The sequence below is a fragment of the Pseudodesulfovibrio sp. genome (genome assembly GCF_028692895.1).
Taxonomy (GTDB): Bacteria; Desulfobacterota; Desulfovibrionia; order Desulfovibrionales; family Desulfovibrionaceae; genus Pseudodesulfovibrio.
The window spans coordinates 41005-66980 of record NZ_JAQUWN010000014.1 but is presented as its reverse complement, the minus strand read 5'-3'; the positions used below and the strand labels follow the sequence as shown (position 1 = coordinate 66980).

22 protein-coding genes and 1 riboswitch are annotated in these 25976 nt (G+C 66.4%); of the genes, 6 read left to right on the top strand and 16 right to left on the bottom strand.

All coding sequences use genetic code 11. The features are described 5' to 3' along the window. Nucleotides 1–149: 149 nt before the first annotated feature. From PHP91_RS05560 to PHP91_RS05550, 3 genes are all read right to left on the bottom strand, one after another. Nucleotides 150–683, bottom strand: coding sequence for a ferritin-like domain-containing protein (locus tag PHP91_RS05560; protein ID WP_300138076.1), 534 nt, complete (start codon nucleotides 681–683; stop codon nucleotides 150–152). A gap of 128 nt (nucleotides 684–811) precedes the next feature. Next, complete coding sequence (locus tag PHP91_RS05555; protein WP_300138073.1) at nucleotides 812–1042, bottom strand: hypothetical protein; 231 nt, start codon at nucleotides 1040–1042, stop codon at nucleotides 812–814. Nucleotides 1043–1060: 18 nt separating this feature from the next. Next, nucleotides 1061–3124 carry a ribonucleoside triphosphate reductase gene (locus PHP91_RS05550; protein ID WP_300138070.1) on the bottom strand — a complete coding sequence of 688 codons (2064 nt, stop codon included), beginning with the start codon at nucleotides 3122–3124 and terminating at the stop codon, nucleotides 1061–1063. A gap of 160 nt (nucleotides 3125–3284) precedes the next feature. Continuing rightward, a riboswitch (cobalamin riboswitch) is annotated at nucleotides 3285–3464 on the bottom strand. A gap of 481 nt (nucleotides 3465–3945) precedes the next feature. Between PHP91_RS05550 and PHP91_RS05545 the strand changes: the two genes are divergently transcribed. Continuing rightward, the gene (locus PHP91_RS05545) at nucleotides 3946–4110 is read left to right on the top strand and encodes a hypothetical protein (protein ID WP_300138067.1); all 165 of its coding nucleotides are present in this window, start codon (nucleotides 3946–3948) and stop codon (nucleotides 4108–4110) included. 253 nt (nucleotides 4111–4363) lie between these two features. Here the strand turns inward: PHP91_RS05545 and PHP91_RS05540 are convergent, their stop codons facing one another. Continuing rightward, nucleotides 4364–5353, bottom strand: coding sequence for a diguanylate cyclase (locus PHP91_RS05540; protein WP_366141538.1), 990 nt, complete (start codon nucleotides 5351–5353; stop codon nucleotides 4364–4366). 214 nt (nucleotides 5354–5567) lie between these two features. On the opposite strand from PHP91_RS05540, the gene PHP91_RS05535 reads away from it, so the two are divergent. The 3 genes from PHP91_RS05535 to PHP91_RS05525 are packed head-to-tail and all read left to right on the top strand — an operon-like array spanning nucleotide 5568 to nucleotide 11374. Beyond that, on the top strand, nucleotides 5568–6965 hold the full coding sequence (locus PHP91_RS05535) for a DUF4139 domain-containing protein (RefSeq protein ID WP_300138064.1): 1398 nt from the start codon (nucleotides 5568–5570) through the stop codon (nucleotides 6963–6965). Nucleotides 6966–6978: 13 nt separating this feature from the next. Continuing rightward, nucleotides 6979–8175 (top strand): trehalose 6-phosphate synthase, encoded by a 1197-nt coding sequence (locus tag PHP91_RS05530; RefSeq protein WP_300138061.1) that lies wholly within the window; start codon nucleotides 6979–6981, stop codon nucleotides 8173–8175. A 31-nt stretch (nucleotides 8176–8206) separates the two neighbouring features. Beyond that, on the top strand, nucleotides 8207–11374 hold the full coding sequence (locus PHP91_RS05525; protein ID WP_300138059.1) for a beta-phosphoglucomutase family hydrolase: 3168 nt from the start codon (nucleotides 8207–8209) through the stop codon (nucleotides 11372–11374). Between the two features lie 166 nt (nucleotides 11375–11540). On the opposite strand, the gene PHP91_RS05520 is transcribed toward PHP91_RS05525, so the two are convergent. The 11 genes from PHP91_RS05520 to PHP91_RS05470 form a co-directional block, all read right to left on the bottom strand. Then, nucleotides 11541–12809 carry a class II fructose-bisphosphate aldolase gene (locus PHP91_RS05520; protein WP_300138057.1) on the bottom strand — a complete coding sequence of 423 codons (1269 nt, stop codon included), beginning with the start codon at nucleotides 12807–12809 and terminating at the stop codon, nucleotides 11541–11543. 172 nt (nucleotides 12810–12981) lie between these two features. Beyond that, nucleotides 12982–13296, bottom strand: a complete 315-nt coding sequence (locus tag PHP91_RS05515; protein WP_300138055.1) for a phage regulatory CII family protein — start codon at nucleotides 13294–13296, stop codon at nucleotides 12982–12984. A 179-nt stretch (nucleotides 13297–13475) separates the two neighbouring features. After that, complete coding sequence (locus PHP91_RS05510) at nucleotides 13476–13883, bottom strand: ATP-binding protein (protein WP_300138052.1); 408 nt, start codon at nucleotides 13881–13883, stop codon at nucleotides 13476–13478. 2 nt (nucleotides 13884–13885) lie between these two features. Next, nucleotides 13886–14215 carry an STAS domain-containing protein gene (locus PHP91_RS05505; protein WP_300138049.1) on the bottom strand — a complete coding sequence of 110 codons (330 nt, stop codon included), beginning with the start codon at nucleotides 14213–14215 and terminating at the stop codon, nucleotides 13886–13888. A gap of 19 nt (nucleotides 14216–14234) precedes the next feature. Further along, on the bottom strand, nucleotides 14235–16169 hold the full coding sequence (locus PHP91_RS05500) for a SpoIIE family protein phosphatase (RefSeq protein WP_300138046.1): 1935 nt from the start codon (nucleotides 16167–16169) through the stop codon (nucleotides 14235–14237). Next, the gene (locus PHP91_RS05495; RefSeq protein ID WP_300138043.1) at nucleotides 16166–17131 is read right to left on the bottom strand and encodes an ABC transporter substrate-binding protein; all 966 of its coding nucleotides are present in this window, start codon (nucleotides 17129–17131) and stop codon (nucleotides 16166–16168) included. The genes PHP91_RS05500 and PHP91_RS05495 overlap by 4 nt, the downstream gene beginning before the upstream one ends. A 5-nt stretch (nucleotides 17132–17136) precedes the next feature. Further along, complete coding sequence (locus PHP91_RS05490; protein ID WP_300138040.1) at nucleotides 17137–18303, bottom strand: rhodanese-like domain-containing protein; 1167 nt, start codon at nucleotides 18301–18303, stop codon at nucleotides 17137–17139. Next, a complete protein-coding gene (locus PHP91_RS05485) occupies nucleotides 18300–18818 on the bottom strand; it encodes an alpha/beta fold hydrolase (RefSeq protein ID WP_300138037.1) in 519 nt (172 codons plus the stop codon). The genes PHP91_RS05490 and PHP91_RS05485 overlap by 4 nt, the downstream gene beginning before the upstream one ends. A gap of 122 nt (nucleotides 18819–18940) precedes the next feature. Beyond that, nucleotides 18941–20938 (bottom strand): ATP-binding protein, encoded by a 1998-nt coding sequence (locus tag PHP91_RS05480; protein ID WP_300138034.1) that lies wholly within the window; start codon nucleotides 20936–20938, stop codon nucleotides 18941–18943. A 112-nt stretch (nucleotides 20939–21050) separates the two neighbouring features. Further along, complete coding sequence (locus tag PHP91_RS05475) at nucleotides 21051–21296, bottom strand: phage regulatory CII family protein (protein WP_300138031.1); 246 nt, start codon at nucleotides 21294–21296, stop codon at nucleotides 21051–21053. Between the two features lie 499 nt (nucleotides 21297–21795). Then, nucleotides 21796–22434: a TetR/AcrR family transcriptional regulator gene (locus PHP91_RS05470; RefSeq protein ID WP_300138028.1), complete on the bottom strand. Its 639-nt coding sequence runs from the start codon at nucleotides 22432–22434 to the stop codon at nucleotides 21796–21798. Nucleotides 22435–22733: 299 nt separating this feature from the next. Here PHP91_RS05470 and PHP91_RS05465 point away from each other — a divergent pair, with 299 nt between their 5' ends. Next, a complete protein-coding gene (locus tag PHP91_RS05465) occupies nucleotides 22734–23021 on the top strand; it encodes a YciI family protein (RefSeq protein ID WP_300138026.1) in 288 nt (95 codons plus the stop codon). A gap of 195 nt (nucleotides 23022–23216) precedes the next feature. Here the strand turns inward: PHP91_RS05465 and PHP91_RS05460 are convergent, their stop codons facing one another. Further along, nucleotides 23217–24992, bottom strand: a complete 1776-nt coding sequence (locus PHP91_RS05460; protein WP_300138023.1) for a glutamine--tRNA ligase/YqeY domain fusion protein — start codon at nucleotides 24990–24992, stop codon at nucleotides 23217–23219. Nucleotides 24993–25147: 155 nt separating this feature from the next. On the opposite strand from PHP91_RS05460, the gene PHP91_RS05455 reads away from it, so the two are divergent. Then, the gene (locus PHP91_RS05455) at nucleotides 25148–25969 is read left to right on the top strand and encodes a nitroreductase family protein (protein WP_300138020.1); all 822 of its coding nucleotides are present in this window, start codon (nucleotides 25148–25150) and stop codon (nucleotides 25967–25969) included. The last annotated feature ends 7 nt before the right edge of the window (nucleotides 25970–25976 follow it).

Below are 25976 nucleotides of genomic sequence, written 5' to 3'. Positions count from 1 at the left end.
AGATGGTCATCGTGGAAAAGAAGACCGAGGACAAGGTCAAGGACATCCTGAAGAGCAAGGGCTGGTAAGCCCGGCCCGTTCCGGAGAATGAAAGAGCCCCCCGCCGCGAATGCGGCGGGGGGCTTTCGCTTTTTCCCTGCGGTCCGGGCCTATTCCCCGCCCGCCGCGATGGCGAAGCCCTGGGGGGCCAGCCCCGTGGACGACGGGGTTCCCGCGATGCGCGAGAGGTAGGTGTCGCCCAGGCTGGCGATGTGCTCGCCGATGTTGTCGAAGTAGTTGAAGTGCAACTGCTCGTCGTCGATGATCGTCTCGAAGAGCTTGACGCTGATGGCGTCGCCCATCTCGCGGCAGACCAGGGCGAACTGGTTGTAGGCGTCCAGCGCCTTGTCCTCCTCGCCCGCGTCGAACTCGAAGATCGCGCCGATCCCCTGGCCCTTGGCGATGGGCCCGGCCAGCTCGGTGGTGGGCGCGCCGCCCAGCTCGGTGACGCGCTCGGCAAAGGCCTCGGCGTGACGCATCTCGTCGATGGCGATGAGCTTCATCTTGGCCGCCAGTTCGCCGTAGTCCATGTCGTCCAGGCGATAGTGGTGGCTCATGTACTGGTGGATGGACTGGAGCTCCATGGAGCGGGCCTTGTTCAACACCTCGATGCATTTCGCCCTGCGTTCTTCCTTGGTGGCCATGTGAATCCTCCTTTGTGCCGCCGTCCCTCGGCGGCGTGTGGTTGCCGGGGATGGAACACGATTACCACTTCCGGCCGGGCATTGCCAACGCCAAGTTGGTTGCGTCCGGCCGGGCAGGCGCACGCGGGTCAGCGCGGGGTGTCGGCCCCGCCCGCCAGGGCGGCGATGGCCTCCAGGGCCTTGCCCCTGGCCTGGGCCAGCTTCTTCCACTTGCGCTTTTCCTGCTTGAGCGCCTCGATGGTGTGCAGCAGGTTCTTGACGGTCTGCGCCGGGTAGCCGCGCGTGGCGCGGCCGCCCAGGCGCAGCTCCTCGTCGTTCTGCTGCCGGATGGAGGCGATCTGGTTGGCGTCGAGGATCATGTCCGTCCCGTCTTGCCGTTATCCGGCGCAGCAGAAGCTCGTTGACGAGTATTCCATGCGGTCCTTGTACTCCTCCTGCTTGCCCTTGTTCCAGCGGCCCACCGGGCGGTAGTAGCCCACCACCCGGGTGTAGACCTCGGCGTCCTTGCCGCAGGTGGGGCAGGTGAAGTGCTCGCCGTAGAGGTAGCCGTGGTCCTCGCAGACCGAGAAGGTGGGCGTCACCGAGATGTAGGGAATCTTGGTGCGGCTCATGGCCTTGAGCAGGAAACTCTTGACGCTCTCCTCGTCCGGCGCGGCCTCGCCCAGGAAGGTGTGGAAGACCGTGCCGCCGTTGTAGAGCGTCTGGAGCTCGTCCTGGTGCTCCAGGGCGAAGAAGACGTCGGAGCTGACGCCCACGGGGAGCAGGGTGGAGTTGGTGTAGTACGGGGTCTCGTCGCCGGAGGTCTTGATGTCCGCGTAGAGCTCGCGGTCGATCTTGGCCAGGCGGTAGCAGGTGCCCTCGCCGGGCGTGGCCTCCAGGTTGTAGAGGTTGCCCGTCTCCTCCTGGAACCGGACCACCAGGCGGCGCAGGTGCCGGAGCACTCGCTGCATCAGCGCCGAGCCCGAGCGGGTCTCGATGCCCTTGCCGAGCAGGTTCAGGCAGGCCTCGTGCCCGCCGATGAGCCCGATGGTGGAGAAGTGGCCCTTGAGCCCGTTCTTCAGGTAGCGGCGGGAGTAGGGGAACATGCCCGCGTTCAGGTTCTTCTCCACGATCTTGCGCTTGTATTCCAGGGACTCGCTGGCGAGCTGGGCGTATTCCGTGACCAGGTCCATGAAGTCCTCCTCGTTGTGCGCCAGGTAGGCGAGCTTGGGGAGGTTCAGGGTGACCACGCCCACCGAGCCGGTCAGGTCGCCCGCGCCGAACAGGCCGCCGGTCTTCTTGCGGATCTCGCGCAGGTCCATCTGGAGGCGGCAGCACATGGAGCGGACGTCCTCGGGATTGAGGTCGGAGTTGATGAAGTTCTGGAAGTAGGGCGCGCCGTATTTGGCCGTGAGTTGGAGCAGGAGGTGGCCCACCTCGGAATCCCAGGGGAAGTCCTTGGTCACGTTGTAGGTGGGGATGGGGAAGGAGAAGATGCGGCCGTCCGCGTCGCCTTCGAGCATGACCTCCAGGAAGGCCTTGTTGATGAGCGCCATCTCCGCGGCGTACTCGCCGTAGGTGGAGTCCTTGAGCTCGCCGCCGATGATGATGGCCTCCTTGGCGATGTGCGCCGGGGGGACCACGTCGAAGGTGAAGTTGGTGAACGGGCTCTGGCCGCCCCAGCGGGAGGTGGCGTTCAGGTTGTGCAGCAGCTTCTGCACCTGCTGCTTGATGTCGTGGTAGCTCAGGCCGTCGTTGCGGATGAACGGGGCGAGGTAGGTGTCAACGTTGTTGAAGGCCTGGGCCCCGGCCCATTCGTTCTGCAGGGTGCCCAGGAAGTTGACCATCTGGCCGCAGGCCGCGTCGAAGTGCCTGGCGGGCCGGGACGAGCAGCGGTCCCGCAGGTTGAAGCCCTCCAGGAGCAGGTCGCGCAGGGACCAGCCGGAGCAGTATCCGGCCAGGCCGAAGGAGAGGTCGTGGATGTGGAAATAGCCGTGGTTGTGCGCCAGCCGCACTTCCTCGGGATACTTCTCCAGCACGTAGCGGGCCTGAACCGACCCGGCCATGTGCAGGATCAGCCCCTGGAAGGAGTGGACCATGTTGGAGTTTTCGCTGACGCGCCAGTCCACGTTGTCCAGGTAGCTTTCGGTGACCCCGGTGATGTCCAGGTACGCCTCGTGCTGGGAGCGCAGTTCGCGCCGCTTTTCGCGGTAGATGATGTAGCGCTCGGCCACCTTGTACAGCCGGGCCTCCATGAGGACCTGCTGGACCATGTCCTGGACCTGTTCCTGTTCGGGAATGTCCACGCCGTCGAGTTTCTTCTCCACCTTTCCGGCCAGCCGGTCGGCCAGGAGCGGGTCCTTGATCCCGCTGCTGTTCAGGGCCTTGAAGATGGCGCCTCCGATCCGCTTGGTGGACCAGGTCTCGATGCATCCGTCACGCTTGAGAATCTGTTTCGGCATAAAGGCTCTTGCGGCAAGCAGCCAGAGCGGAGGACGGCCGGGGCCGTCGGCGGCTGATTGCACGGTTGCCGTATGGACTCTCGCGGCGGCACCGCGAGGCCCGGCAATCGGTTGTCGGGTAATGATGCGCTTCCCCTTCGGCGGGCTCCGCGGACCGCTTCGGGCGAGGTGCGCTTCAGGTAGGTCTTCTGGCTTTCCCCGGGCCGCTCCGCCTTCCCGCCCGAGGGCAGTGGCGATGAGGAACGGCCGTTCAGATGGGGATTACAGCGGCGGGACCGCTCCGGTTTCGCACCGGATTCCCTGTTATGGCCTGGCGGCCACCTGAAGGACATCTTGATTCCGGCAGACTAGCCCAAGCCCTGCCGGAGCGCAAGGCGAAGCCTCGGGCCGCCCCGCTGTTTTGGGGCGGAGCTTGTTGCAATCATCCGGGAAAACAGGGTGTTTTTTTCTGGCGGCGGCGGATGCGGCAAAGGGGGAGGGGCGCGGCGGCCGCGACGTGAACGGCGGGGGGAGGACCGTTGCGCCGCCGCCCGGCATCCTCCCGTCGCCGTTTGTCGGTCCCGCGTCCGTGCGCCATCGGTGGCGGGCCGAGAGCGAGGCGACCCGTACGTGGCCTGGTGACCTTGGCGGAATGCCGGGCCTGGTCGGCCACAAAATGTATAAATAAAAAGAATGTAATTCCAGAATATTGCAATAAAGTTGTCGTGAGTAATCAAACAATGTAAATTTATAGTTGACAAAATGGGCGCAGACTGTTTATTAATTGCGCACGTTGTTCGCAATAAAAGTAAACGCGCCGCCGCGCGGAGAAGGAGCGAGTCATGCAGGAACGGTTTTGCAAGTGCGGTCACCGGCTGATGGTTCAGTACACCCTGGATGGTTTTCTGCCCTGGGAGGCGGTCATTCACAAGGGTGAGGAGGATGTGGACCCGGTCAAGGTCTGTCCCCGCTGCGGCGCGTACCTGAGCATACATTTCCTCCGCTAACGGAGCGGATGGTTCCAGCGGACGGGGTCCCGCCCCCACGGGATCGCCCCCCGTCCGCCTCTTCCCTGTCGGGCACGGCCCGCGCGCGAAAGTCCCGGAGCGCGCGGCCGTGCCTATTTTGCGTCCTGCGCCGATGCTTGCGAAAAGGGGAGGGGGCGCATGGAGGGCCGGGGGGCAGTCGGGAGGCGGCGCGGAAAGTGGGGGGCGTCGGGGGAAAGGCCGCTACGGTGGCGGCGGTCAGGGCGCGCGCAGGCTACTGCCGGATCTCGTCCGGCCCGGCCAGGGCGAGGGTTTCGGTGCGGTTGCGGCCCGCCTGTTTGGCCAGGTAGAGGGCGCGGTCCGCGGCCTGGACCAGGTGCTCGGGCGCGTTCTGGCAGGTGGGCATCCCGGAGGCCACGCCGATGGAGACCGTCACCGAGCAGCTCACGCTGGAGTTGGGGTGGTTGATGCCGGTCCTGGCCAGGCTGGCGTGAATGTTGTCCGCCACGGCCCGCGCGCCCTTGAAGTCGGTGTTGGGCAGGACGACCACGAATTCCTCGCCACCGTATCGCGCCACCAGGTCGCCGGGGCGGTGCACCGCGCCCAGGATGGCCTGGGCCACGGCGCAGAGGCAGGCGTCGCCGTCCACATGGCCCAGGGCGTCGTTGTAGAGCTTGAAATGGTCGATGTCGATCATGAGCAGGCCGATGGGCCGGTCCTCCCGGCCGTTGCGCACCCATTCCTTTATCAGCGTGTCGTCAAAACAGCGGCGGTTGGCCAGACCGGTCAGCCCGTCCTGGTTCGACATGCGCTCCAGCTTGCGGGCCAGCCGCTCCAACTCCCGCTCGCGCTCCTTGCTCTTGAGCATTTCGCGCCGCAGTTGCAGGGCCGACCGGATGCGCGCGCGGAGCTCCACCCGCCCCACGGGCTTGAGGATGAAGTCCGAGGCCCCGGCCGCAAAGGCGCGGTCGAAGGTCGCCTCGTCGTCGTGGCCGGTGACCATGATGACCGGGATGTCCTCGAACTCGCGCTGGGCCTTGATGGTCAGCGTCCCGGCGATGCCGTCGGCGCCGGGCAGGTCCACGTCCATGAGGACGAGGTCGATGGGCAGCCCGGCCTTGTCCATGTCGCGCAGGATGCGAAAGCCATCCTCGAAGGCCGGGGCGGAAAGAACCTCGGGATAGCCTGCCTGGTTGAGCACCTCGCTCAGGTGCAGCACGCTGGTCTGGCAATCGTCGATGATGAGGATACGCATACGTGGCATGGTCTAGCAAACTTCCAGACTTTTGGCGAGTGGATCGGTGGCGCGGGCCGCCGGTTGCCCGCAACTCCTTGCTACGCCGGAATTTGTTCGATCAGGTTACAGGGGGTGATAATCTCCGCATTCTTTTTGCAAAACGACCGGCGCCATTGTACCCTTGAAAAATGGAAACATCACGCGGCCGGGAAAACGCCCCTCGCCGCGCACCGGAGGATCGATGAAACGCCTTGTCCTGCATACCGTAGTCTTGTCCGCACTGCTTCTCGCGCTCATCCCGGTCCGGCCCTGCGGCGCTTCCGGCGTCGAGGGCGCGTCCGTGACCATCTACGGCTCCGGGCGGGCCCTGGTGGGCGAGTCGCGCTCCGTGAACCTGCCCAAGGGACCGGCCGAGGTGGTCTTCCGGAACATTCCGGACACCATCGACCCGACCTCGGTCAGCGCCACGGCCGAGGGCATGGCCGTCACCGGGCTGGAGTACCGCTACACGCCCCTGACCCGTCGCTCACTGCTCGACCGCTACGTGGGCAAGGAGCTGTCGGTCATCCTGCCCGACCCGGCCAGCGGGGACGGCCGCATCCTGCGCAAGGCCGTGCTCCTCGCCAATGCGGACAAGCCCGTCTTCCAGATGGGCAATGAAATCTATCTGGGCGACGCCCTGGCCTACCTGCTGCCCAAGCTGCCAGAGGGGATGGACGCCGAGCCGACCCTGGCCCTGCGCACCGAGAACGAGGCCGCCGCCCGGCGCGCCATCCGGCTGCGCTACCTCATGGGCGGCCTCACCTGGCGGGCGGACTACACCCTGATCCTCGACGCGGCGGGCAAGTCCGGCTCCCTGGAAGGGTGGGCCACGGTGGCCAACACGTCGGCCTGCGACTTTCGCGGCGCGACCCTGAAGCTGGTGGCGGGCGACGTGCGCCAGGCGTCCGCGCCCATGCTGCGCAAGGGCATGGTGATGGCCGAAGCGGCCTTGGCGGCGGACAACATGCCCGAGCCCGGGTCCTTCGCCCAGTTCCACGTCTATGCCGTGCCCGGTCCGGTGGACCTCTCCGCCGGGGGCACGCGCCAGCTCGGCCTCCTCGACGCGCCCAAGGTGGCGGTGGCCGAGGAGCTCGAATGCCGGTTCGGCAACGGCGTGCGCCAGCTTGCCGGGCCCGAGAAGCAGGCCGTGAACCTCTCCCTGCGCCTTCACAACGTCAAGGACAGGGGGCTCGGCATACCGCTGCCCGCCGGGCAGGTCCGGGCCTACCGGCCGACCCGCGACGGCAGCCTGCTGCTCCTGGGCGAGACGCCCCTGACCCACACCGCCGTGGGCGAGGAGGCGGTCCTGCCCATGGGGACGGCCTTCGACGTCACGGTGACCCGGACCCAGACCGAGTTCACCCGGCTGGGCAAGCAGTCCTACCGCATCGGCTGGTCCCTGGCCGTGACCAACGGGCGGCCCGCGCCCCAGGCCCTGGCCATCGTGGACGGCTACCGGGGCGAGTGGCAGGTCCTCAGCGCGGACCACGCCCACACCCGGCCCGACGCCTCCAGCCTGCGCTTCGACGTGACGGCCCCGCCCACCCCGGACGGCCAGCCCCTGCGCATCACCTACACGGTGCAGGTCACCTACTAGGCGGGACGGGAACATGCCGGACATCCGCTGCCGCAAGCTCGCAACCCTCCGGGATTTCTACGCCCTCATGGCGGAGACCGCCGTGGTGCGCCGCGCGCTGGCGGCCGACGTGCTCGACGGCCGGGCCGCCGACCCGGACGCGGTCCAGTCCCTGCGCAACGCCCTGGCCTGTCTGGAGGACGTGCCCGTGCACTCCGGGCGGCGCGTCCTGGCCTTGGACGCGGAACGGACCATCGGGCTGGACATGGACTACGAGATCGACGAGGCGCGCAAGGACGTTTTCTACCTGGAGGAGGGCGAGTCCGCCTTCCTCGACTTCCTGGGCGACATCCATCCCGGCTTCGACGACTACGTGGCCGCCGGGCGCGAACTGCTGGCCGGGCTGGACCTGGGCTGTCTGGTCACGGACCGCGACGGCACGGTCAACAACTACTGCGCCCGCTACCTGACCTCGGTCCAGTCCGTGTACAACGCCGTCTTCCTGACCCGCTTCGCCCGGAGCCGGGTCAAGCGCCCGGTGATCCTGACCTCGGCCCCGCTGGACGGCCTGGTCCAAATCAGCGTGGCCCCGGAGGGAACCTTCTTCTATGCCGCGTCCAAGGGGCGGGAGTGCCTGGACCTGGAGGGCCGGGTCCGCCGTCTGCCCATCCCGGCCGACAAGCAGCGCGCCCTCGACGCCCTCAACGCCCGCCTGGCCGAGCTGGTGGCCCGGCCCGTGTATGAGAAATTCTCGCTCATCGGCTCCGGCCTTCAGTTCAAGTTCGGCCAGTCCACCGTGGCCCGCCAGGACATCGGCGGGTCCGTGCCCGAGTCCGAGTCCCTGGCCTTCCTCGACCTGCTCAGGGGCATGGTGGCCGAGGAGGACCCCGAGGCCCGGACCTTCCGCATGGAGGACACGGGGCTCGACGTGGAGATCATCCTGACCGTTGAGTCACGGGAGGAGGGGCTCAAGGATTTCGACAAGGGCGACGGCGTCCGTTTTCTCAACGACGAGCTCGACCTGGGGCTGTTCCGGGGGGCGCACCTGGTGTGCGGCGACACCGGCAGCGACGTGCCCATGCTCGAAGCCGCCATGGAAATGTCCGCGCAGGCGCGGGCCATCTATGTCACGCAAAAGGAGGAACTGGCCAGGCGCGTCACCGGCGTCACGGCCAACGCGCTCATCGTGCCCGAACCGGACATGCTGGTCGCCATTCTCGGCGCCGGCTGATCGGGCCCGCAATTCAAGCCAAGGAGGTATCGTGTCCGCCATCACCCTCAGAGGCGTCGTCTTCGACCTGGACGGTGTCATCACCCGAACGGCGAGAGTGCACGCGCAGGCGTGGGAGACCGCGTTCAACGAATTCCTGAAGCACCGGGCCGAAGAGAAGAACGTGCCCTTCGCGCCGTTTGACCGGACCAGCGACTACCAGAACTACGTGGACGGCAAGCCCCGTTTCGAGGGCGTCCTGAGCTTCCTCAAGTCCCGCAACATCCAACTGCCCGCGGGCGACCCGGCCGACCCCCCCGGGCTGGCCACCATTTGCGCGGTGGGCAACCGCAAGAACCAGCTTTACCAGGAAATCCTGCGCGCCGAGGGGCCCGAGGTCTTCGCCTCATCCGTGGCCCTGGCCCGCGAGCTCAGGGACCAGGGCGTGGGCGTGGCCGTGGCCACCTCCAGCCGCAACTGCCGTCTGGTGCTCCAACTGGCCGGGCTGGAGGACGCCTTCGACGCCGTGGTGGACGGCGTGGCGGCGGCCGAGCGGAACCTGACGGGCAAGCCCGATCCGGACATCTTCATCGAGGCCGCCCGCGATCTGGGGTGCAACCCCGGCGAGTGCGTGGTGGTGGAGGACGCCATCTCCGGCGTCCAGGCCGGGCGCGCCGGGAACTTCGGCATGACGCTGGGCGTGGCCCGCAACGTGGGTGGCGAGCTGCTCATGCGCTTCGGCGCGGACCGGGTGGTGGCCGACCTGGCCGAGATCACGGTGGAGGACCTGGAGGACTGGTTCGAGACCGGCATGGCCACGGACGAGTGGTTCCTGACCTACAACGGCTTCGACCCCGGCGACGAGAAGCTGCGCGAGACCCTGACCTGCGTGGGCAACGGCTACCTGGGCACGCGCGGGGCCTGCGAGTGCGAGTGCTCCTCCTACTATTTCTATCCCGGCACCTACATCTCCGGCGTGTTCAACAAGACGCCGAGCAAGGTCCAGGGCCGCGACATCTGGAACAACGACCTGGTCAACTGCCCCAACTGGCTGCCCGTGGAGTTCAAGGTCGGGGCCGGGGAGTTCGTCAGCCCGCTCTCCATGGACATCCTCAGCTACTGCCAGCGGCTGAACATGCGCGAGGGGAGCATGGAGCGCCACATGGTGGTCAAGGACCAGGTGGGCCGCATCACCCGGATCTCGTCCCGGCGCGTGGCCTCCATGGCCGATCCGCACCTCTGCGCTCTCAAGTTCGACTTCACCCCGCTCAACTATTCTGGCCGCATCACCCTGCGCTCCTCCCTCGACGGCAACGTGGAGAACAATGGCGTGGCCCGCTACGCCAAGCTGAACACCCATCACCTCTGCCGGGTGGCGGGCGGCCGGGCCGGGGAGGGCGTCTACCTGCACATGGAGACCACCCACTCCCGCTACCAGATCCTCATGGCCGCCAAGACCGTGGTCCTGGCCGACGGCAAGCCCATGGACGCGCGCAAGAACGTGCTTCAGGACAAGGCCAGGGTCTCGGAGGAGGTCCGGTTCCAGGCCTTGGAGAACAACCGCTACACCCTGGAGAAGTTCGTCTGCGTCCGCACCTCGCTGGACAGCACCCCAGGGGACCTGAAGGAGATGTGTCTGGATGCGCTCAGGGGAGTGCGCACCTTCCAGGGCGTCTACGGCCCCCACGCCAAGAGCTGGAAGCAGCTCTGGCACAAGGCGGACATGCGCGTCACCGGCGACCGCTTCGTCCAGCGGGTGCTCCGGCTGCATATCTACCACCTCCTGGTCACCGCCGGGCCGCACAACGTCGGCCGCGACGCGGGTATGCCCGCGCGCGGACTGCACGGCGAGGCCTACCGGGGCCACATCTTCTGGGACGAGCTGTTCATCCTGCCCTTCTACGATTCGAATTTCCCGGAAATCTCGCGGGCCCTGCTCCTCTATCGCTACAACCGGCTGGATGCGGCCCGGCGCCATGCGCGCGAGAACGGCTACGCCGGGGCCATGTTCCCCTGGCAGACCGCAGACGACGGCGGCGAGGAGACCCAGGAGGTCCACTTCAACCCCGAGTCCAAGCAGTGGGACGAGGACCTCTCCCGTCGTCAGCGGCACGTCTCCATCGCCGTGTTCGTCAACGTCTGGCGCTACGTCTCCTGGACCGGCGACACCGCGTTCCTGCGCGAGTACGGCGCGGAGATGATGCTCGACATCGCCCGCTTCTGGGGGAGCATCGCCGCCCTGGACCAGGGTACGGGCAAGTACCACATCGACGGAGTCATGGGACCGGACGAGTTTCACGAGGCCCTGCCCGGCTCGGACCGGCCGGGGGTGCGGGACAACGCCTACACCAACATCATGGTGGTCTGGCTGCTGGAAAAGGCTCTGGCCGTCCTCGACGAACTGCCCGGCGCGGTGCGCGAGCGGGTAACGCGGCGCATCGGCCTGACCGCCGACGACACGGCCAAGTGGCGCGACATGCTGACCGGGCTCGACGTCATCCTGACCGACGACGGCGTCATCAGCCAGTTCGACGGCTACATGGGCCTCAAGGAGCTGGACTGGGAAGGATACCGCAAGCGGTTCTACTCCATCGGCCGCATGGATCGCATCCTCAAGGCCGAGAACGACTCGCCCGACAACTACAAGGTGGCCAAGCAGGCCGACACGCTCATGGCCTGGTACGTCCTGGAGCCCGAGGAGGTGGCCCGCATCCTGGGCCAGTTGGGCCATCCCGTGGCCGACCCGCTCGCCCTGCTCAAGACCAACTACGACTTCTACGAGCAGCGCACCAGCCACGGCTCCACCCTGTCCAAGGTGGTGCACGCGGTTATTTCAAGCTACGTCTATCCAAGCGGAATATCGTGGGATTGGTTCATGGAGGCCATGCGGAGCGACATCGAGGACACCCAGGGCGGCACGACCATCGAGGGCGTCCACACCGGCGTCATGGCCGGGACCCTGGAGGTGGTCAAGCAGGACTTCGCCGGGCTGAACCTCTCGGCCTCGCCCATGAAGGTCGACCCGGACCTGCCCGCCCACTGGGGCTCCCTGCGCTTCAGCTTCACCTGGCGCAGGATCTGGTTCGACCTGGCCATCGAACCCGGCCGCGTCAACATGACCGCCTACCACAAGGGCGACCGGGTCGTGCCCGTGGACATCTTCGGCCGCCGCTACGAACTCAAGCCCGGCATGACCGTGGAGGCGCGCAAGGAGGCGTAGGGGGCGGCGGGATCGGGGGAAGGGCTATTCTGTCCTGAAAACGTCCGGAGTCGCCCTGGCGGATGCGGGGCGCAAAAAAGGCCGGGCCCGAAGCGTATCTTCATACGCGAGGACCCGGCCTTTTTGTTGCAATGAAGCGGACGTCGTGACAGGCGTCCTCGGCTGTCTAATCGTCGAAGTGGCCCTGGGGGCCCTTGTCGGTGTCCATCTGCTTGGCGCGGGCCTTGATCTTTTCCTCGGTCCAGTCGGCGGCATCCTCGAACTTCTCGACCTTGGGGCCGAGGTCGTAGGAGCCTGCCTTGCAGAGGATGTCCATGGCGATGGGCGCGGTGTCGGCCGCGTTGAACACGTTGACCAGCAGGTGGTGGACGAAGTCCTCCACGGCCCCGGCCATGCGCTCGCGCACGGCGGCGGGCTGGCCCAGCCAGCGGCGCTCGAAGGGCAGGTTCAGCTTTTTGTAGTTGCCGCCGGTGATGCCGTTCTTATCGGCGTATTCGACCATCTCGGCCCACAGGGCGTCGTCGAGGCCTTCGCCCGGCACTTTGTCGAACTTGCCGTCATCGGTCATGATGGCGTTGCCGAAATCGTTGACGCGCACGCCCCAGCTTATCATTTGCAGGGCCGTGGCCACGTTGGCCTTGGTGGTGCGGGTCTTGGCCGCGATCTCTTTCAGGCGCTGGGAGTCGTTGCCCGAAGTGCCGTGCTGGGCCCCGGAGGTGCCGTAGGCGGCCAGGGCCTGGTGAATCTCGGCCGTCAGGTCAACCTGGATGCCCTCGCCAGAGGCCTCGATGCCATGGGTGGTGCCGTTGTTCAGGGCGATCCAGTCAGGGCACAGGCCGTGGGCGTTCAGCCCCTGGCACAGGAACTTGGCCTCCACCGGGGAGGAGAGGCCGAACTCGCCCTTGATTTCGCCGATCTCGGTCTCGTAACCGGCCCAGGAAGGGATGGAGGACGCCACGGCCAGGTTGCCCAGCAGGTTCAGGTCGTCGGTCATGTGCGAGGCGTCGATGGCGATGGAGGTGACGCCGGAGTCGAAGACCGTCGGAATCTCGGCCTTGGCCACGGGCACGTCGTCCCATTTCTTCATGAAGTAATGGTCGGCGTGCACGGCCACGGGCACGGTGATGCCGAGCATGTTCATCACGTAGTCGACGCGGCGGGCGACGTTCCACAGGGTGGTGGGGCAGTAGGTCGACTCGCTGCGGGCGATCTCGATGATGATGGCGGCGTTGGCCCGCTGGGCGGCGCGCAGCGCGCCTTCGATGACGAATATGTTCCGGCCGTTGGCCGCGATGGTCATGCAGTGGCCTTTCTCGATCATGGCCCGGTCCACGACCTTGCCGCTGACGATGAGCGCCTTGGAATTGGGGAAATTCTTGACCACGTTCGGCGGCCGACCGATGGCGAGAGCCTGGTTGAATACATCCTGGGACATGCCCGTTCCTCCTTGGGATATTGCTGAGCGGTCGCGCGAGACGCGCGACGCAAAGAAATACTACGGATCGCATGGAAAAGTCAAAAAATGAACCGCACGCGGCCGGGCGGTCCGAAGCGATGCCCGGAGCGCCGGTCATGCGCTCCGGGCATCGTCGCTTCCTCAGGGCCTGCTACAGCGTGGCGCTCTGGCGGCGAAGCCGCTTGGTCGCGTTGGGCTGCCGGACGGGCATCTGCTTGCGGGTCTCCAGGGGCATGAGCGTGTAGCCCAGCTCCCGGGCCATGAATTCGAGCACGGACACGTTGTGCGTGGCCTTGACGATCTCGAACATGGTCTCCGCGCCCAGCTTGGCGTGCGTGTCGAACGGGTTGAGCTCGCGAAGCAGCGTGGAATACGGCTTCTTGATCTCCCGGCACACTTCCTTGGCGGAAATGCGGCCTTCCAGCACGACATCCTGCATTTTCTTGGTCAGGTTTTTTTCAAACATGTTGTCCCCCCACACGTTGAAGAGTTCTGCCTAGTAGTAGCGTTACCCCAAATTTCAATTTTGCGTCAACGAAAATTGGAGATTCAGGGGACGTTTTTTGGGTGGCGAATCCGTTACATGATAGAATATTCTATGAAGTCGGCCGGTTGAAAGTCACCGGTGGGGGACGAAAAAAACGTTCAGGGCTTGCGGGTGAAGCAGAAGGTCAGTTCGTTGGCGTTGCCGAGGCGTTCGTAGGCGCAGTGGTCGGGCATTGTGGTGGCCAGGAAGATGCCCAGGCCGCCGATGGGCTGGTCCATGATGTCCTGGCCCACGTCCGGGGGGGCGGCCTCCAGGGGATTGAAGGGCGGACCCCAGTCCCGAAGCAGGCAGCAGAAGCTGTCGTCCCGCAGGAAACAGTCCACCTCCAGGGGGCCGCCTTCCCTTCGGTAGGCGTGGTTGGCGACGTTGACCAGGATCTCCTCCAGGACGAGGTCGATCTTCTGTTCCGCGCCCTTCGGCAGCCCCGCCCGGCGCGCCTGGCCGAGGACGTACTCGCGGACCTCGGGCAGGCTGGCGAGGGAGGCGGTGACGCTCAGGACGGCCATGTCTACCCGGCCAGGGCGTCGTCGAGGGTTTTGTGAATCGTAAACATGGCTGCGAAGCCAGAGACGTTGAAGACCTCCTCGACCATGCCGGAGAGGCCGCAGAACACGAGCTGGCCGCCCGAACCCTTGAGCTGCTTGGCCGCAGCCAGGATGGAGCGCAGCCCGGCGGAGCTGATGTATTCCAGGCCGGAGAGGTCGGCGATGACCTTCTTTTCGCCGTCGGCCAGCCAGGTCTGGCTCTGGGCGTCGAACTCCGTGGTGGTGATGGCGTCCATGCGGCCCTCGACCGCCACGACCAGCGCGCCATCCTTCTTGGTTGTACTGAATTCCACGTTTATCTCCTTGTCGCTGTTATTTCTTGCACTTGCCCATGAACTGCATGGCAAGCATGGTGATGTCGTCGCTCTGCTCCGCGCCGCGGGCGAACGCCTTGATGGAGGCGTCCAGGTCCTTGACCAGCTTGGGCGCGAAGGGTCCCCTGGCGTCGCTCATGAAGCGCATGAGCCGTTCGTCGGAGTAGAGCTCCTTGTCCGGGTTCATGGCCTCGGTGACGCCGTCGGAGTAAATGAAGATGATGTCGCCGGGGTTCATCTTCATGGATTTGGTGGTGTACTGCATTCCGTCCATGATGCCCGCCACGGGTTCGCCCAGGGGCGGAATCCACTCCGGCGCGCCGCCGCAGGGCATGTAGACCGGCGGATTGTGGCCCGCGTTGGCGTATTGCACGTCGCCGGTCTCGATGTCGATGATGGCCAGGAACAGGGTGACGAACATGCAGGATTCGTTTTCCGCCGCCAGGTCGCTGTTGACCTTGGAGAGCACCTCGCCGGGGTTCAGCCCGCGTTCGGATACGACTTTGAGCAGGGTCTTGGTCACGGCCATGAAGAAGGCCGCGGGCACGCCCTTGCCCGAGACGTCGCCCACCAGGAAGCAGAAGTGGGTCTCGTCCACGAAGAAGAAGTCGTAGAGATCGCCGCCCACCTCCTTGGCCGGTTCGATGGAGGCGAAGATCTCGAACTCCGTGCGGTCCGGGAAGGCGGGGAAGAGCTTGGGCAGGATGCCCATCTGGATGTCGCGGGCGATGCGCAGCTCGGATTCGATGCGCTCCTTGGCCGCCGTGGTGCTGGTCAGGTTGTCGATGTACTCCTTGAGGGAGAACTTCATGGTCCGGAACGACTTGGTCAGCCGCCCGACCTCGTCGTCGCAGCGGGTCTCGGGCAGGACCAGATCCAGGTTGCCGTCCGCGATCTCCAGCGCGGCCTTGGAGAGGCGCGACAGCGGCCGGGTGATGCGCCGCGAGATGGTCACGATGAGCAGGGCGAGCAGGGCGAAGCCGAACAGGCCGATGAGCGACATGACGTTGGACAGCCGTGTCACGTCCGCCAGCATCTCGGACTTGGGAAAGATGACGCCCAGGGACCAGCCCCCGTACTCCAGGCCGGTGTAGAACAGGTAGCGTTCGTCCTCGGAGACGGTGTTGTCCAGCTCCACGAAGGCGCTTTTGCCGTCGAGCATGTTGCGGCCGATCCGCCACAGGGCCGGGGACTTGACCTCCTCGGCCAGGCTGAAGATGGTCTGGTTCATGACCAGGTTGCGGTCCGGGTGGGCGACAAAGGTGCCGTGGCGCGAGAGCAGGAACGCGTAGCCGGTGCGGTAGATGCGGATGTCCTGCAGCATCTCCTTGAGCCATTCCAGGGAGACGTCGGCCGTGACCACGCCCGCGAAGACCTTGCGCCCGTCCACGGTGCGGTAGAAGGGCACGGCGTAGGTGGTCATGAGCACGCCCCCGCCGCCCTCGTCGTTGTAAGGCTCGGTCCAGATGGAGTGGCCCAGCTCCTTGGGAATCTGGTACCAGTCCATGTAGAAGTAGCGGTAGCGCGGGCCGCCGAGCATGGTGAAGGCGATGCGCCCGGCCGAACGGTAGTGGTAGGGGGCGAAGAAGAGCTTGTCCTTCTCCAGGAAATAGGGCTCGAAGGCGATGGCCATGCCGTAGATTTCCGGGTTGTTGGCCAGGACGCGGCGGTCGAGATCCAGGATCTCTTCCCGGGTCAAGGTGGCGTCCTCCAGGGAGAAGGCGATGTTGTTGGCCATCTTCTGGACGCTGGAGAGCACGGCGTCGATGCGGCTGGTGGTCTCCAGGGCCAGGAGGCGGGAGTTCTCCTCGGCCTGCTTCAGGATGATCTCGCGGGAATAGGCGTAGTTGTATATGACGATGGCCAGGACGATGACGAAGACGCAGGACAGGATGAAGAGGGCCAGCTTGGCCGCGATGCCGAGACTTTTCATCGGACCGGCCCCCTGTAGAATTCGGGGAAGAGCGGGGCCTTGTCGATGACCCCCACGTCCTCAAGAATTTTGACCACCCGCTCGTAGTCGGCCTGGCGCAGGACGCCGATGGACGGGACCTGGTCGGAGAGGATGATGTCCTCCATGCGGGCGAGCATCCAGCGCTGGTGGGCGCGGCTGGCGGGCACGCGCGCCTCCTTCATCCGCTTCATGACCGAGTCCAGGGCCTCCTCGGGATGGTTGAAGGCGTACATCCAGCCCCTGGCCGTGGCCCGGACCAGGGCGCGGCAGAGCTCGGGGCGGCGGTTGGCGGTCTTTTCCAGGCAGTAGATGCCGTCCTCGGGAAAGTTGAGGTCATAGTCGGTGTAGAAGAATGTCGTGAGGTCCTCGGGCTTGAGACCGTAAGTCATCAGGGTGTGGTATTCGTTGTACCACATGCCGGACGCGGCCTGGACCCCGCCGCGCATGAACATGTCCAGGGAGTCGGACTGGGGCACCACGGTGACCCGCATGTTGCGCTTCTTGAACAGCGCCCTGGCCTGGATCTGGAACTCGTTGGCCCACAGGCCGACCTTCTTGCCTGCCAGGTCCTCCACCTTCTCGATGCCCGAGGACTTCTTGCAGATGAGCATGAGCGCCGAGTTCTGGACGAACTGGCCGATGTTGACAAGGGGCAGGGTGGCGCGGCGCTGGATGCCGGTGGCCAGGAAGAGGGTGGCGAAGTCCGCCCGGCCCGTTTCCAGGTATTCGCTGGCCAGCACGTCGGGGCCGCCGGACATGATGTGCAGGTAGATGCCCTCTTCCTCGTAGAAGCCCTTGTCCTTGGCCACGTAGTACCCGGCGAACTGGGCCTGGGGCAGCCATTGCAGGACGATGGAGGCCTTCTCGATGGCCCCGGCCGGCGCGGCGGTCAGCAGCAGGGCCAGGAGCGCGGCCGGGAGGAGGTGCGTGAAGCGGGACATGCTCGTCATTCCTGAGGGTTCGCGGTGGGGTCGAATTCGGCCAGCTTTTCCTGCCACACCTTGCCGCCCACGGTTCCCTTCCAGGCCAGGCGGGGGTCCACCTGGACGATGAGGGTGGACTGGGCCACGGAGTGGTCGGCGTACTTGAGCCGGGTCAGCTTGTTGACCGAGGCCATGAGCAGGGTGTGGGGAAGCTCCATGTCCTTCTCGGCCGCCGGGATGTCCACCACCACGTAGTTGTTGAACTTGACGTTGGCCAGCAGGTAGCTGAGCACCTTGCGGTCCGTGTTGTCGAGCCGGGTGTCGGCGGTGAGGGTCAGGAGCATTTCCTGGTTGCTGACGATGGACCGGTTGGCTTCGATGACCGGCCGGACCTTGCCGGGCTGGTCGGCGATGGCGCGCACGCCGCCCTTCAGGAAGGCGTATTCGAAGTAGCCGTAGGATTCGAGGAAGTATTGCAGCCAGCGCACCTGCTTGCCCACGGCGTCGAAGAACAGGAGCCGCTTCTCGGTCCAGATGCGGGAGACCACCAGGTCGAGCAGGGGGTCAAGCGGGATGTTGCGGATGCCCTCCAGCCGGGGAATGAGGGCGCGCTGGAAGGGGTCGCGGATGTCGATGACCACGGTGTCGGGCTCGGCGGCCAGGGTCGCGAACCGGTCGTAGTCCACCTGGCGATCGCGGAAGGCCTCGGGACTGATGATCCGCCCGGTGCGGGCCGGGGTCTCGCCCATGAGGGTGGCCTTGTCCGGGGCCATGGCGATCCATTCGAAGATGCCCGCGTCGTAGACGTAGACGTGGCCGAAGCCCAGGGAGAGGGCGAGCTGGGCCGCCTGGTAGCTCTTGGCGCAGGTGTGGCCGTTGCAATAGAAGACCATGGGCGTCGGGTCGTTCTTGGCCCGGAGCCTCGCCAGCTTGGCCGCGAAGTCCTTGTCGGTCAGGGGGAGCAGGACGGCCTTGTTGATCTTGGCCACGTCGTATTCGAACCGGGAGCGGATATCGAGGATGACCGCCCGGTCGTAGTCCTTGAGCAGGGCCTCGGTGGTGATGGGCGCGACTTCCGGGTAATAGGCCCGGAGCGGGTAGCCCTCGGCGGCCCGGGCCGGGGCCCCGGCCCGGAGCGCGGCGGTCAGGAGCAGGGCGCAGGCGAAAAGCAGGGTGCGCGTGCGGCTCACTGGACGCCTCCCGCGCGGGCCAGGAAGCGGGCGAAGAGCCCGGTCAGGTCGTCCAGGCTGGCGAGGAGCCGGTGGCCGTCGGGCAGGAGGTGGAGCCGGGCGCCGTGGAATCGGGCGAAGCGGATGGAATTCTCCGGCGGGACCTCGTCGTCGTCCCAGCCGTGGACCACCTCGACCGTTTTCGGCAGGCGGGAAAAATCGTGCACGGCGTAGCCGGACAGGTAGAAGGCCGGGGCCAGGAGAAAGAGGCCGCGCACCTCGGCCGGGCCGGCAGAGGCCGCGGCGGCGGCCACGTAGCCGCCCATGCTGGACCCGGCGAGGAGAACCGGGCCGTCGCTGTCGCCGAGCATCTCGCGGAGCCGCTCCACGCGCTGGTCCGGATCGTCGAGGTCGCGGAAGTCCGGCCCTTCCATGGCCAGCCCCGCCTTCTCGGCGACGGCTGCCAGGGCCGTGCTTTTCCCTCCCCAGGGACGGCTCAGCGAGCCGTGGCACCAGATCAGGCGTGCGTGTTCCATGGTTTCCCTGTCCTCGAATCCCGCGATTTTCCCGCATGATAGTACACATGCCGGAATCCTTCAACGTATTCCGTCAAATGGCCGGGAGGGGGCGAGGCGGATCCGGTTGGCGGGAGTCGGCGTCAGGCCCGGGGGGCCAACCTTCGGATGGCGTCGAAGAGGGCGCTCTTCTTGACCGGCTTGGGCAGGTGGAGGTCGGCCCCGGCGGCCAGGCAGCGGGCGGCCTCTTCGGGCAGGGCGTGGGCGGTCAGCGCCACGATGGGCGTGCGGGCCAGGCCCCGGCCGCGCTCCCAGTTGCGCATGGCGCGCATGGCCTCGTAGCCGTCCATGTCCGGCATCTGGATGTCCATGAGCACGAGGTCGGTTCCGTTCTCGGTGAAGGCGGCCAGCCCGTCGCGTCCGTTTTCGGCCACGGAGAGGCGGCAGGGCGTGTCCTTCAGGTAGGTCTGGACCACGAAGGCGTTGTACTTGGAGTCCTCCACCATGAGGATGCGGACGTCCGGCAGGGGCGCGTCCGGGGCCGTCTCGGCCGGGGGCGGCGCCGGCTCCGGGGCGGCCACGGCCTTGAACCGGGCCGTGAAGTGGAAGGTCGAGCCCTTGCCCGGCGTGCTTTCGGCCCAGATGCGGCCGTGCATCATCTCCGCCAGTTGGCGGCTGATGGCCAGGCCGAGGCCGGTGCCGCCGAACTCGCGGGTGGGCGAGTCGTCGGCCTGGGTGAAGGCCTCGAAGACCGAGGCGAGCTTGGCGGGCGGGATGCCGCAGCCCGTGTCCGACACCGAGAACTGGAGCCGGGGCAGGTCGCCGCTGCCGGGAGCGGTCCCCACGGCCAGGCGCACGGACCCGTGGGCGGTAAACTTGACCGCGTTGTCCAGGAGGTTGATGAGCACCTGGAAGAGCCGGTTGGGATCGCCGCGCAGCCGGTCCGGCGCGTCCGGGGCGAGCTCGCGGGTGAAGCGCAGCCCCTTTTCCGCCGCCTTGGGCTCGATGATGGCCACGGCGCGGCTGACGGTCTCGGCCAGGGAGAAGTCGGCCTCCTCCAGGTGGAGCCGCCCGGCCTCGATGCGCGAGAGGTCCAGGATGTCGTTGAGGATGGCGAGCAGGTTCTCGCCGGCGTTGCGGAAAATCCTGACGTAGCGCTGCTGCTCCTCGCTGAGCTCGGTTTCCCAGAGGATGTCGGCCATGCCGAGGATGGCGTTCATGGGCGTGCGGATCTCGTGGCTCATGCTGGCCAGGAAGCGGCTCTTGGCCAGGTTCGCCACGTCGGCCTCCTGCTTGGCCCGGCGGATGTCGCCCAGGGCCTGGCTCAGGGAGACGTTTTTGCCGTTGAGCTCCTCGGTGCGCTCCCGGACCGTTCCCTCCAGTTCGTCGCGATGGCGCAGGAGCCGGGTGTTGGCCTCGCGCAGTTCGCCGATGTGCGAGCGCAGGGAGAGGCGCATGTCGTCCAGCACGCGGGCCAGTCGGCCCAGCTCGCCCGGCAGGCCGGCGTCCACGGGCGCGTCCAGGTCGCCCTCGGCGATGGCCGTGGCCGAGCGCTCCAGCCTGGCCAGGGGGTCGAAGAGGTGGGTGCGCGCCTTGGCGAAGATGGCCCGGTTGACGATCAGGGCCAGCAGACAGCCCAGGACGAGGACGATGGCCGCGTTGACCAGGATGTTCCGGCGGAGTCCCTGGCGGGAGACCGCGAGGTTGAAGGAGCCGATCCAGTCGCCGTGCATGCGGATCTCCACGGAGGAGGTCAGGAACTCGGCGTTGTTCTTGAAGAAGGAGAAGGGTTCGTCCGCATGGGCGGGCTTGGCGCGCGTGGCCATGACCTCCCGGCCGGTGACCACCTGGGCGAAGGCTACGTCCGGGTCGCGGGCCAGGGCGTCGATGAAGTCGCGGGCCGAGGCGTGGTCCACCTGCCAGACGGAGGAGGCCAGGCTGGTCTCGGCGAGCTGGGAGATGGCGCGGATCTTGTCGTCCAATTGCATGCCCATCAGGTGGGCGTTGAAGGCGATGATGAGGCCGGAAAAGAGGAGGACGATGCCCGCGATGATGGTCTTGAGGGCGAGCCCGGCCCGGCGGGCCAGGGGGCGGTCGGCCGGAGCGGGGGCGGCGGCGCGGTTTGCGGACGGGTCCTTCATTATTCCCCGGTTACGCGCAACCGCGAACAATTGCCATGATTTTCCCGCCGACCGGCTGCAAAAAAAGGGCCGGAGCGTCGTCCGGCCCTTCGGGGAATGCGTGTGCGGGGGACTAGGCCTCGCCGATGAGGGAGTAGCCCATCTCCTGGGCCATGAACTGCAGCGGGCGGATGTCGGCCGTGACCTTCATGATTTCGAGGAGGGTCTCGGCGCCCAGCTTGGCGCTGGTGTCGAAGGGGTTGATCTCGCGCATCAGGGTGGAATAGGGCTTCTTGATCTTTTCCGCCACAACCTTTGCCTGAATACCGCTGTCGAGAATGCAGTCCTGGACGACCTTGGTGACGTTCTTTTCAAACATGGCGTTCCCCCCTGGAGGTTTGTTTGCTCGTCGCGCGGTCACTCGCGACCTGCCTGTCATTTAGCAACGGGTGTGCCAGAGAGAGGGTATTTCCATTATATTTCATTAAAACCAATGGTTAAACGAAGTCTAGAAATCCTGCTCCTGTGGAGTGTGTTGCGACAAAGCGTCGCATGCGACAGTTGAAATGCGACATATGTGTTGCAAGTGTCGCAATGCGACATGCGTGGCCGTGGGGTGGCCGGGGGAAGGGCAAAAGAAGAAGGGAGCCGCCGAAGCGGCTCCCTTGTGTGACCCGGCGAACCGGGTTCCGAACCATAAACAGGCTGTCAGGTGTGGGTTGCGGTCCAATCCTAGTCTGCCGTTTGGAGGTGTGTCTGGTTCGGCAATGGGTGTCTATGTTGTTGTCTCGCGCGGGGTCGGGTCCGGTCATCCGGGGCGGAGGCGGCGTTTTCGGCCGTCGCGCGGGTCGAGAGTGTCCTTGTTTGTTCTTGTCCGTCTAGTGATCGGGGGTCCCGCTGTCCGCGTTGGCCATTTCCACCGGCTGCCAGCAGCCGCCTGCGGCCGGATGGCGTTCCAGGCTGCGCGTCACGTGCTCGATGGTGTCCAGGAAAATCCCCTTGCTCTCGTAGGGAGTCAGGAGGCTCGTCCGGACGCTGCCCACGATGTTGCCGTATATGATCAGCGCGGTCTTTTCACGGGGCAGGGGGCGGATGGAGCCGTCCGCGATGCCCTCCTCCACGCATCCCTTGAGGATGTCGATGAAGACGCCGAACTTTTCGGCCACGCGCCGCGCGTCCACGCCCGGCTCCAGATGGCTGAAGGGCGAACACCTGAGCAGGATGGGGAAGCGGTAGCGGTGCTCCTCGGTGAAGTCGAAGTAGGCGGCCATGTAGCGGCGCACCTTGTCGAGGCCGGAGCCTTCGCCCCCGGTGGAGCCGCTCAGCTTGTCGACCAGCCGGTCCGCCATGTCGAAGGCGGCGGCCAGGTAGAGGTCCTGCTTGCTGCCGAAGTAGTGGGAGACCAGGCCGAAGGACACGCCAGCCCGCCCGGCCACGTCCTTGACGGTGGCCGCGGTGAATCCCAACTGGCCGAAGGCCTGCTGGGCTGCCGTGAGTATCGCTTCCTTTTTGGTCATTTCCCGTTTCCCTCTTCGGGCCGATTGATTGGACAATCAGCCAACGCCCCTGTATTAGATTGATTGTGCAATCAAAGTCAACCCCCCCTGTGCGCATTTTTTCGGATTTGTCCGGCCGGCTTACGCAGGCGGCCTCCCGACGGGGCAAAAGGCCTGCGGCAAGCGGGCGGAATCCTTTTGGATCGGATCGGAGAAAAAGGGCGCTCTTCCTTTGACAACGGCCCCGGCCTGCCGTAGACCTCGGACCTGCCGACCGCTCGTCGGCGTCAAAGCCAAATCAACTGCAACGGAAGGAAATCATGTTTATTGTCGATCTCGCCTATGTCGCGCCCCTGGAGGCGGTGGACGCGCATCTCGGGGCGCACGTCGCCTTTCTCAAGGAACAATATGAAAAGGGCGTGTTCATCGCCTCGGGCCGCAAGGAGCCGCGCACCGGCGGGGTGATAATCGCCCGCTGCGCCTCGGCCGGGGAGCTGCAGGCCGTGCTGAACAAGGACCCGTTCAAGCGCAACGGGGTGGCCTGGTACACCGTCACGGAGTTCATCCCCTCCATGACGGCCAAGGGCCTGGAAGCGCTCATGGCGTAGCGCTCCCTCCCTCGGGATATTGCAAAAGGCCGCACATGCGGCCTTTTTCGTTTCAGTGGCGGGGCAGGCCGAGGGCAGCGCCGAGCCAGCCGATGACCGGCCGACCTGTCCGGACGGCGCGGCCGTCCGCTTCGCGGACGAAAAAAAGGGACCGCACCGGGCGGTCCCTTTTCATTGGCGGGTGTTGCGGGCCGATCAGTTGTCGCCCTTCTTTTGAATTTTGGCCCAGGTGTCGCGCAGGGTGGCGGTGCGGTTGAAGACGAGCCTGCCGCCCGGCTTGTGGTCGCGGCTGTCCGCGCAGTAGTAGCCCATGCGCTCGAACTGGAAGTTGGTCCCGGGCTTCATCTCGGCCAGGGCTGGCTCCACCCAGCAGGTGTCGAGCACTTCCAGGGAGTCCGGGTTCAGGTAGTCGAGGAAGGTCTTGCCCTCCTCCACGGCGTTGGGATTCTCGGTGGTGAAGAGGTTGCCGTAGTTGCGCACCTCGGCCTTGACGCCGTGCTTCGCCGACACCCAGTGCAGGGTGCCCTTGACCTTGCGGCCGTCCTTGGACCAGCCGCCCTTGGTCTCGGGGTCGTAGCTGGCGCGGATGAGCGTGACCTTGCCGTCGGGGTCGGTCTCGTAGCCGGTGCAGGTGACGTAGTAGGCGAAGCGCAGCCGGACCTCGCGGCCGGGTCCCAGGCGGAAGAATTTCTTGGGCGGGTCGATCATGAAGTCCTCGCGCTCGATCCACAGCTCCTTGGAGAAGGGCACCACGCGGTGGCCGAAGGACTCCTCCTCCGGGTGGAGCGGCATGTCGAACTCGTCCGTCTGGTCCTCGGGGTAGTTCTCAATGACCAGCTTGACCGGGTCCAGGACGCCGAGGTAGCGCGGGGCGCGGTCGTTCAGGTCCTGGCGCAGGCAGTGCTCCAGGAGGGCGAACTCCACGGTGGAGTCGGACTTGGCGATGCCGATGCGCTCGCAGAAGTCGCGGATGGACTCCGGGGTGTAGCCCCGGCGGCGGAAGCCGCAGATGGTCGGCATGCGCGGGTCGTCCCAGCCCGAGACGTGGCCTTCCTTGACCAGTTGGATGAGCTTGCGCTTGGACAGGACCGTGCCGGTGATGTTCAGGCGGGCGAACTCGTACTGGCGGGGGCGCTGGTTGAAGCCGGGCAGGGCGGCCAATTCATTATATATGGCCGCGTTCTCGCCGAAGAGCTCCGGCTGGCGCAGTCCCTCCATCAGCGTATCCACGCACCAGTCGTAGAGGGGCCGGTTGTTCTCGAACTCCAGGGTGCACAGGGAGTGGGTCACGCCCTCGATGGCGTCGGACAGGCCGTGGGTGAAGTCGTACATCGGGTAGATGCACCAGGCCGCGCCGGTGCGGTGGTGGTCTGCGTGCTTGATGCGGTAGAGCGTCGGGTCGCGCATGACCACGTTGGCGGCGGTCATATCGATCTTCGCGCGCAGGACGCACTCGCCGTCCTTCATGTCGCCCGCGCGCATGGCGCGGAACAGGGCGAGGTTCTCGTCCACGGTCCGGTCGCGGTGGGGGGACGGAACGCCGGGCTCCTTGAGGGTGCCCCGGTTGGCGCGGATCTCGTCGGCCGACTGGTGGTCCACGTAGGCCTTGCCCATCTTGATGAACAGCTCGGCGATGAAATAGAGCTTCTCGAAGTAGTCGGAGGCGTAGAAGTTGGCGTCCCAGTCGAAGCCGAGCCAGTGCACGTCCTCGCGGATGGAGTCCACGTACTCCACGTCCTCTTTCACCGGGTTGGTGTCGTCGAAGCGGAGGTTGCACTTGCCCTGGTAGTCGCGGGCGACGCCGAAGTTCAGGCAGATGGACTTGGCGTGGCCGATATGCAGGTAGCCGTTGGGCTCCGGGGGAAAACGGGTGTGCACCCGGCCGCCGTACACGCCGGTTTCGTTGTCCTTGTCGATGATCGTGCGGATGAAATCCTTGCCTTTTTCCGGGCCTTCGGGCTTGTTGCTCATGGATGTTCCTTGCTGATGATGGTTCCCCCGCAGGCGCGGCGACGGCCGCGCGCTCCGGTGGATTAGGAAATACGGGAAATCGCCAGGCCGGTCAACGCATCCCTCGCGCGGGGAAGGACAAAAGCGGAGGCCGGACGGGCGGAAGGAGGCGGCCCATGGCCCTGTTCACCATTGACACGGAGCGCTGCGCCCGCGACGGCCTGTGCGCGGCCGAGTGCCCCCTGGGGTGCGTGGAAATTTCCGGGGACGGCCTGCCCGTCGCCCACGCGAAAAAGGCGGACTACTGCATATCCTGCGGCCACTGCATGGCCGTCTGCCCCACAGGGGCCTTCCGCCTGGACCGGTTCGACCGCCCGGCCGCGCCGCTCCGCGGGATCGCCGAGGCTCCGTCGGCAGGGCAGGTGGAACGGCTGCTCATGGGCCGCCGCTCGGTCCGGGCCTTCCGGCCCGAGCCCCTGGACCGCGGCCTCCTCGCCCGGCTTCTGGACCTGACCCAGTACGCGCCCTCGGGGCACAACGCCCGGCCCGTGCGCTGGGCCGTGGCCCTGGGCGCGGACAGGGTGCGCGGCGTCGCCGGGGCCGTGGCCGGGTGGATGCGGCGCGAGGCCGAGGCCGGGAGCGAGGTCGCGTCCCGGCTGCACCTGGGCGGGCTGGTCCGCAAATGGGACGAGGGCGAGGACCTGATCTGCCGCGACGCCCCGGCCCTGGCCGTGGCCCTCGCGCCCGAGCGGGGCGTCACCCCGTCCGAGGACGCGGTCATCGCCACGGCCTGGCTGGAGCTGGCCGCCCACGGCGCGGGCCTGGGCGCGTGCTGGTGCGGCTACGTCCTCATGGCCGCCGGAAGCGACCCCGCCGTGCGCGCCGCCCTGGGCATGGGGGAGGGCCTGGTTGCGCACGGAGCGTTGCTCCTGGGACGACCCGCCCGGCGCTGCCCGTCCGCCCCGCCCCGGCCGCGGGCCGAGGTGCGCTGGCTGTAGGGTAAAC

Bases quoted from the DNA above. Each gene is read 5' to 3' on its own strand.
- PHP91_RS05560 (WP_300138076.1), bottom strand. From the start codon at position 683: ATGGCCACCAAGGAAGAACGCAGGGCGAAATGCATCGAGGTGTTGAAC.
- PHP91_RS05555 (WP_300138073.1), bottom strand. From the start codon at position 1,042: ATGATCCTCGACGCCAACCAGATCGCCTCCATCCGGCAGCAGAACGAC.
- PHP91_RS05550 (WP_300138070.1), bottom strand. From the start codon at position 3,124: ATGCCGAAACAGATTCTCAAGCGTGACGGATGCATCGAGACCTGGTCC.
- PHP91_RS05545 (WP_300138067.1), top strand. From the start codon at position 3,946: ATGCAGGAACGGTTTTGCAAGTGCGGTCACCGGCTGATGGTTCAGTAC.
- PHP91_RS05540 (WP_366141538.1), bottom strand. From the start codon at position 5,353: ATGCCACGTATGCGTATCCTCATCATCGACGATTGCCAGACCAGCGTG.
- PHP91_RS05535 (WP_300138064.1), top strand. From the start codon at position 5,568: ATGAAACGCCTTGTCCTGCATACCGTAGTCTTGTCCGCACTGCTTCTC.
- PHP91_RS05530 (WP_300138061.1), top strand. From the start codon at position 6,979: ATGCCGGACATCCGCTGCCGCAAGCTCGCAACCCTCCGGGATTTCTAC.
- PHP91_RS05520 (WP_300138057.1), bottom strand. From the start codon at position 12,809: ATGTCCCAGGATGTATTCAACCAGGCTCTCGCCATCGGTCGGCCGCCG.
- PHP91_RS05515 (WP_300138055.1), bottom strand. From the start codon at position 13,296: ATGTTTGAAAAAAACCTGACCAAGAAAATGCAGGATGTCGTGCTGGAA.
- PHP91_RS05510 (WP_300138052.1), bottom strand. From the start codon at position 13,883: ATGGCCGTCCTGAGCGTCACCGCCTCCCTCGCCAGCCTGCCCGAGGTC.
- PHP91_RS05500 (WP_300138046.1), bottom strand. From the start codon at position 16,169: ATGAAAAGTCTCGGCATCGCGGCCAAGCTGGCCCTCTTCATCCTGTCC.
- PHP91_RS05495 (WP_300138043.1), bottom strand. From the start codon at position 17,131: ATGTCCCGCTTCACGCACCTCCTCCCGGCCGCGCTCCTGGCCCTGCTG.
- PHP91_RS05485 (WP_300138037.1), bottom strand. From the start codon at position 18,818: ATGGAACACGCACGCCTGATCTGGTGCCACGGCTCGCTGAGCCGTCCC.
- PHP91_RS05480 (WP_300138034.1), bottom strand. From the start codon at position 20,938: ATGAAGGACCCGTCCGCAAACCGCGCCGCCGCCCCCGCTCCGGCCGAC.
- PHP91_RS05475 (WP_300138031.1), bottom strand. From the start codon at position 21,296: ATGTTTGAAAAGAACGTCACCAAGGTCGTCCAGGACTGCATTCTCGAC.
- PHP91_RS05470 (WP_300138028.1), bottom strand. From the start codon at position 22,434: ATGACCAAAAAGGAAGCGATACTCACGGCAGCCCAGCAGGCCTTCGGC.
- PHP91_RS05465 (WP_300138026.1), top strand. From the start codon at position 22,734: ATGTTTATTGTCGATCTCGCCTATGTCGCGCCCCTGGAGGCGGTGGAC.
- PHP91_RS05460 (WP_300138023.1), bottom strand. From the start codon at position 24,992: ATGAGCAACAAGCCCGAAGGCCCGGAAAAAGGCAAGGATTTCATCCGC.
- PHP91_RS05455 (WP_300138020.1), top strand. From the start codon at position 25,148: ATGGCCCTGTTCACCATTGACACGGAGCGCTGCGCCCGCGACGGCCTG.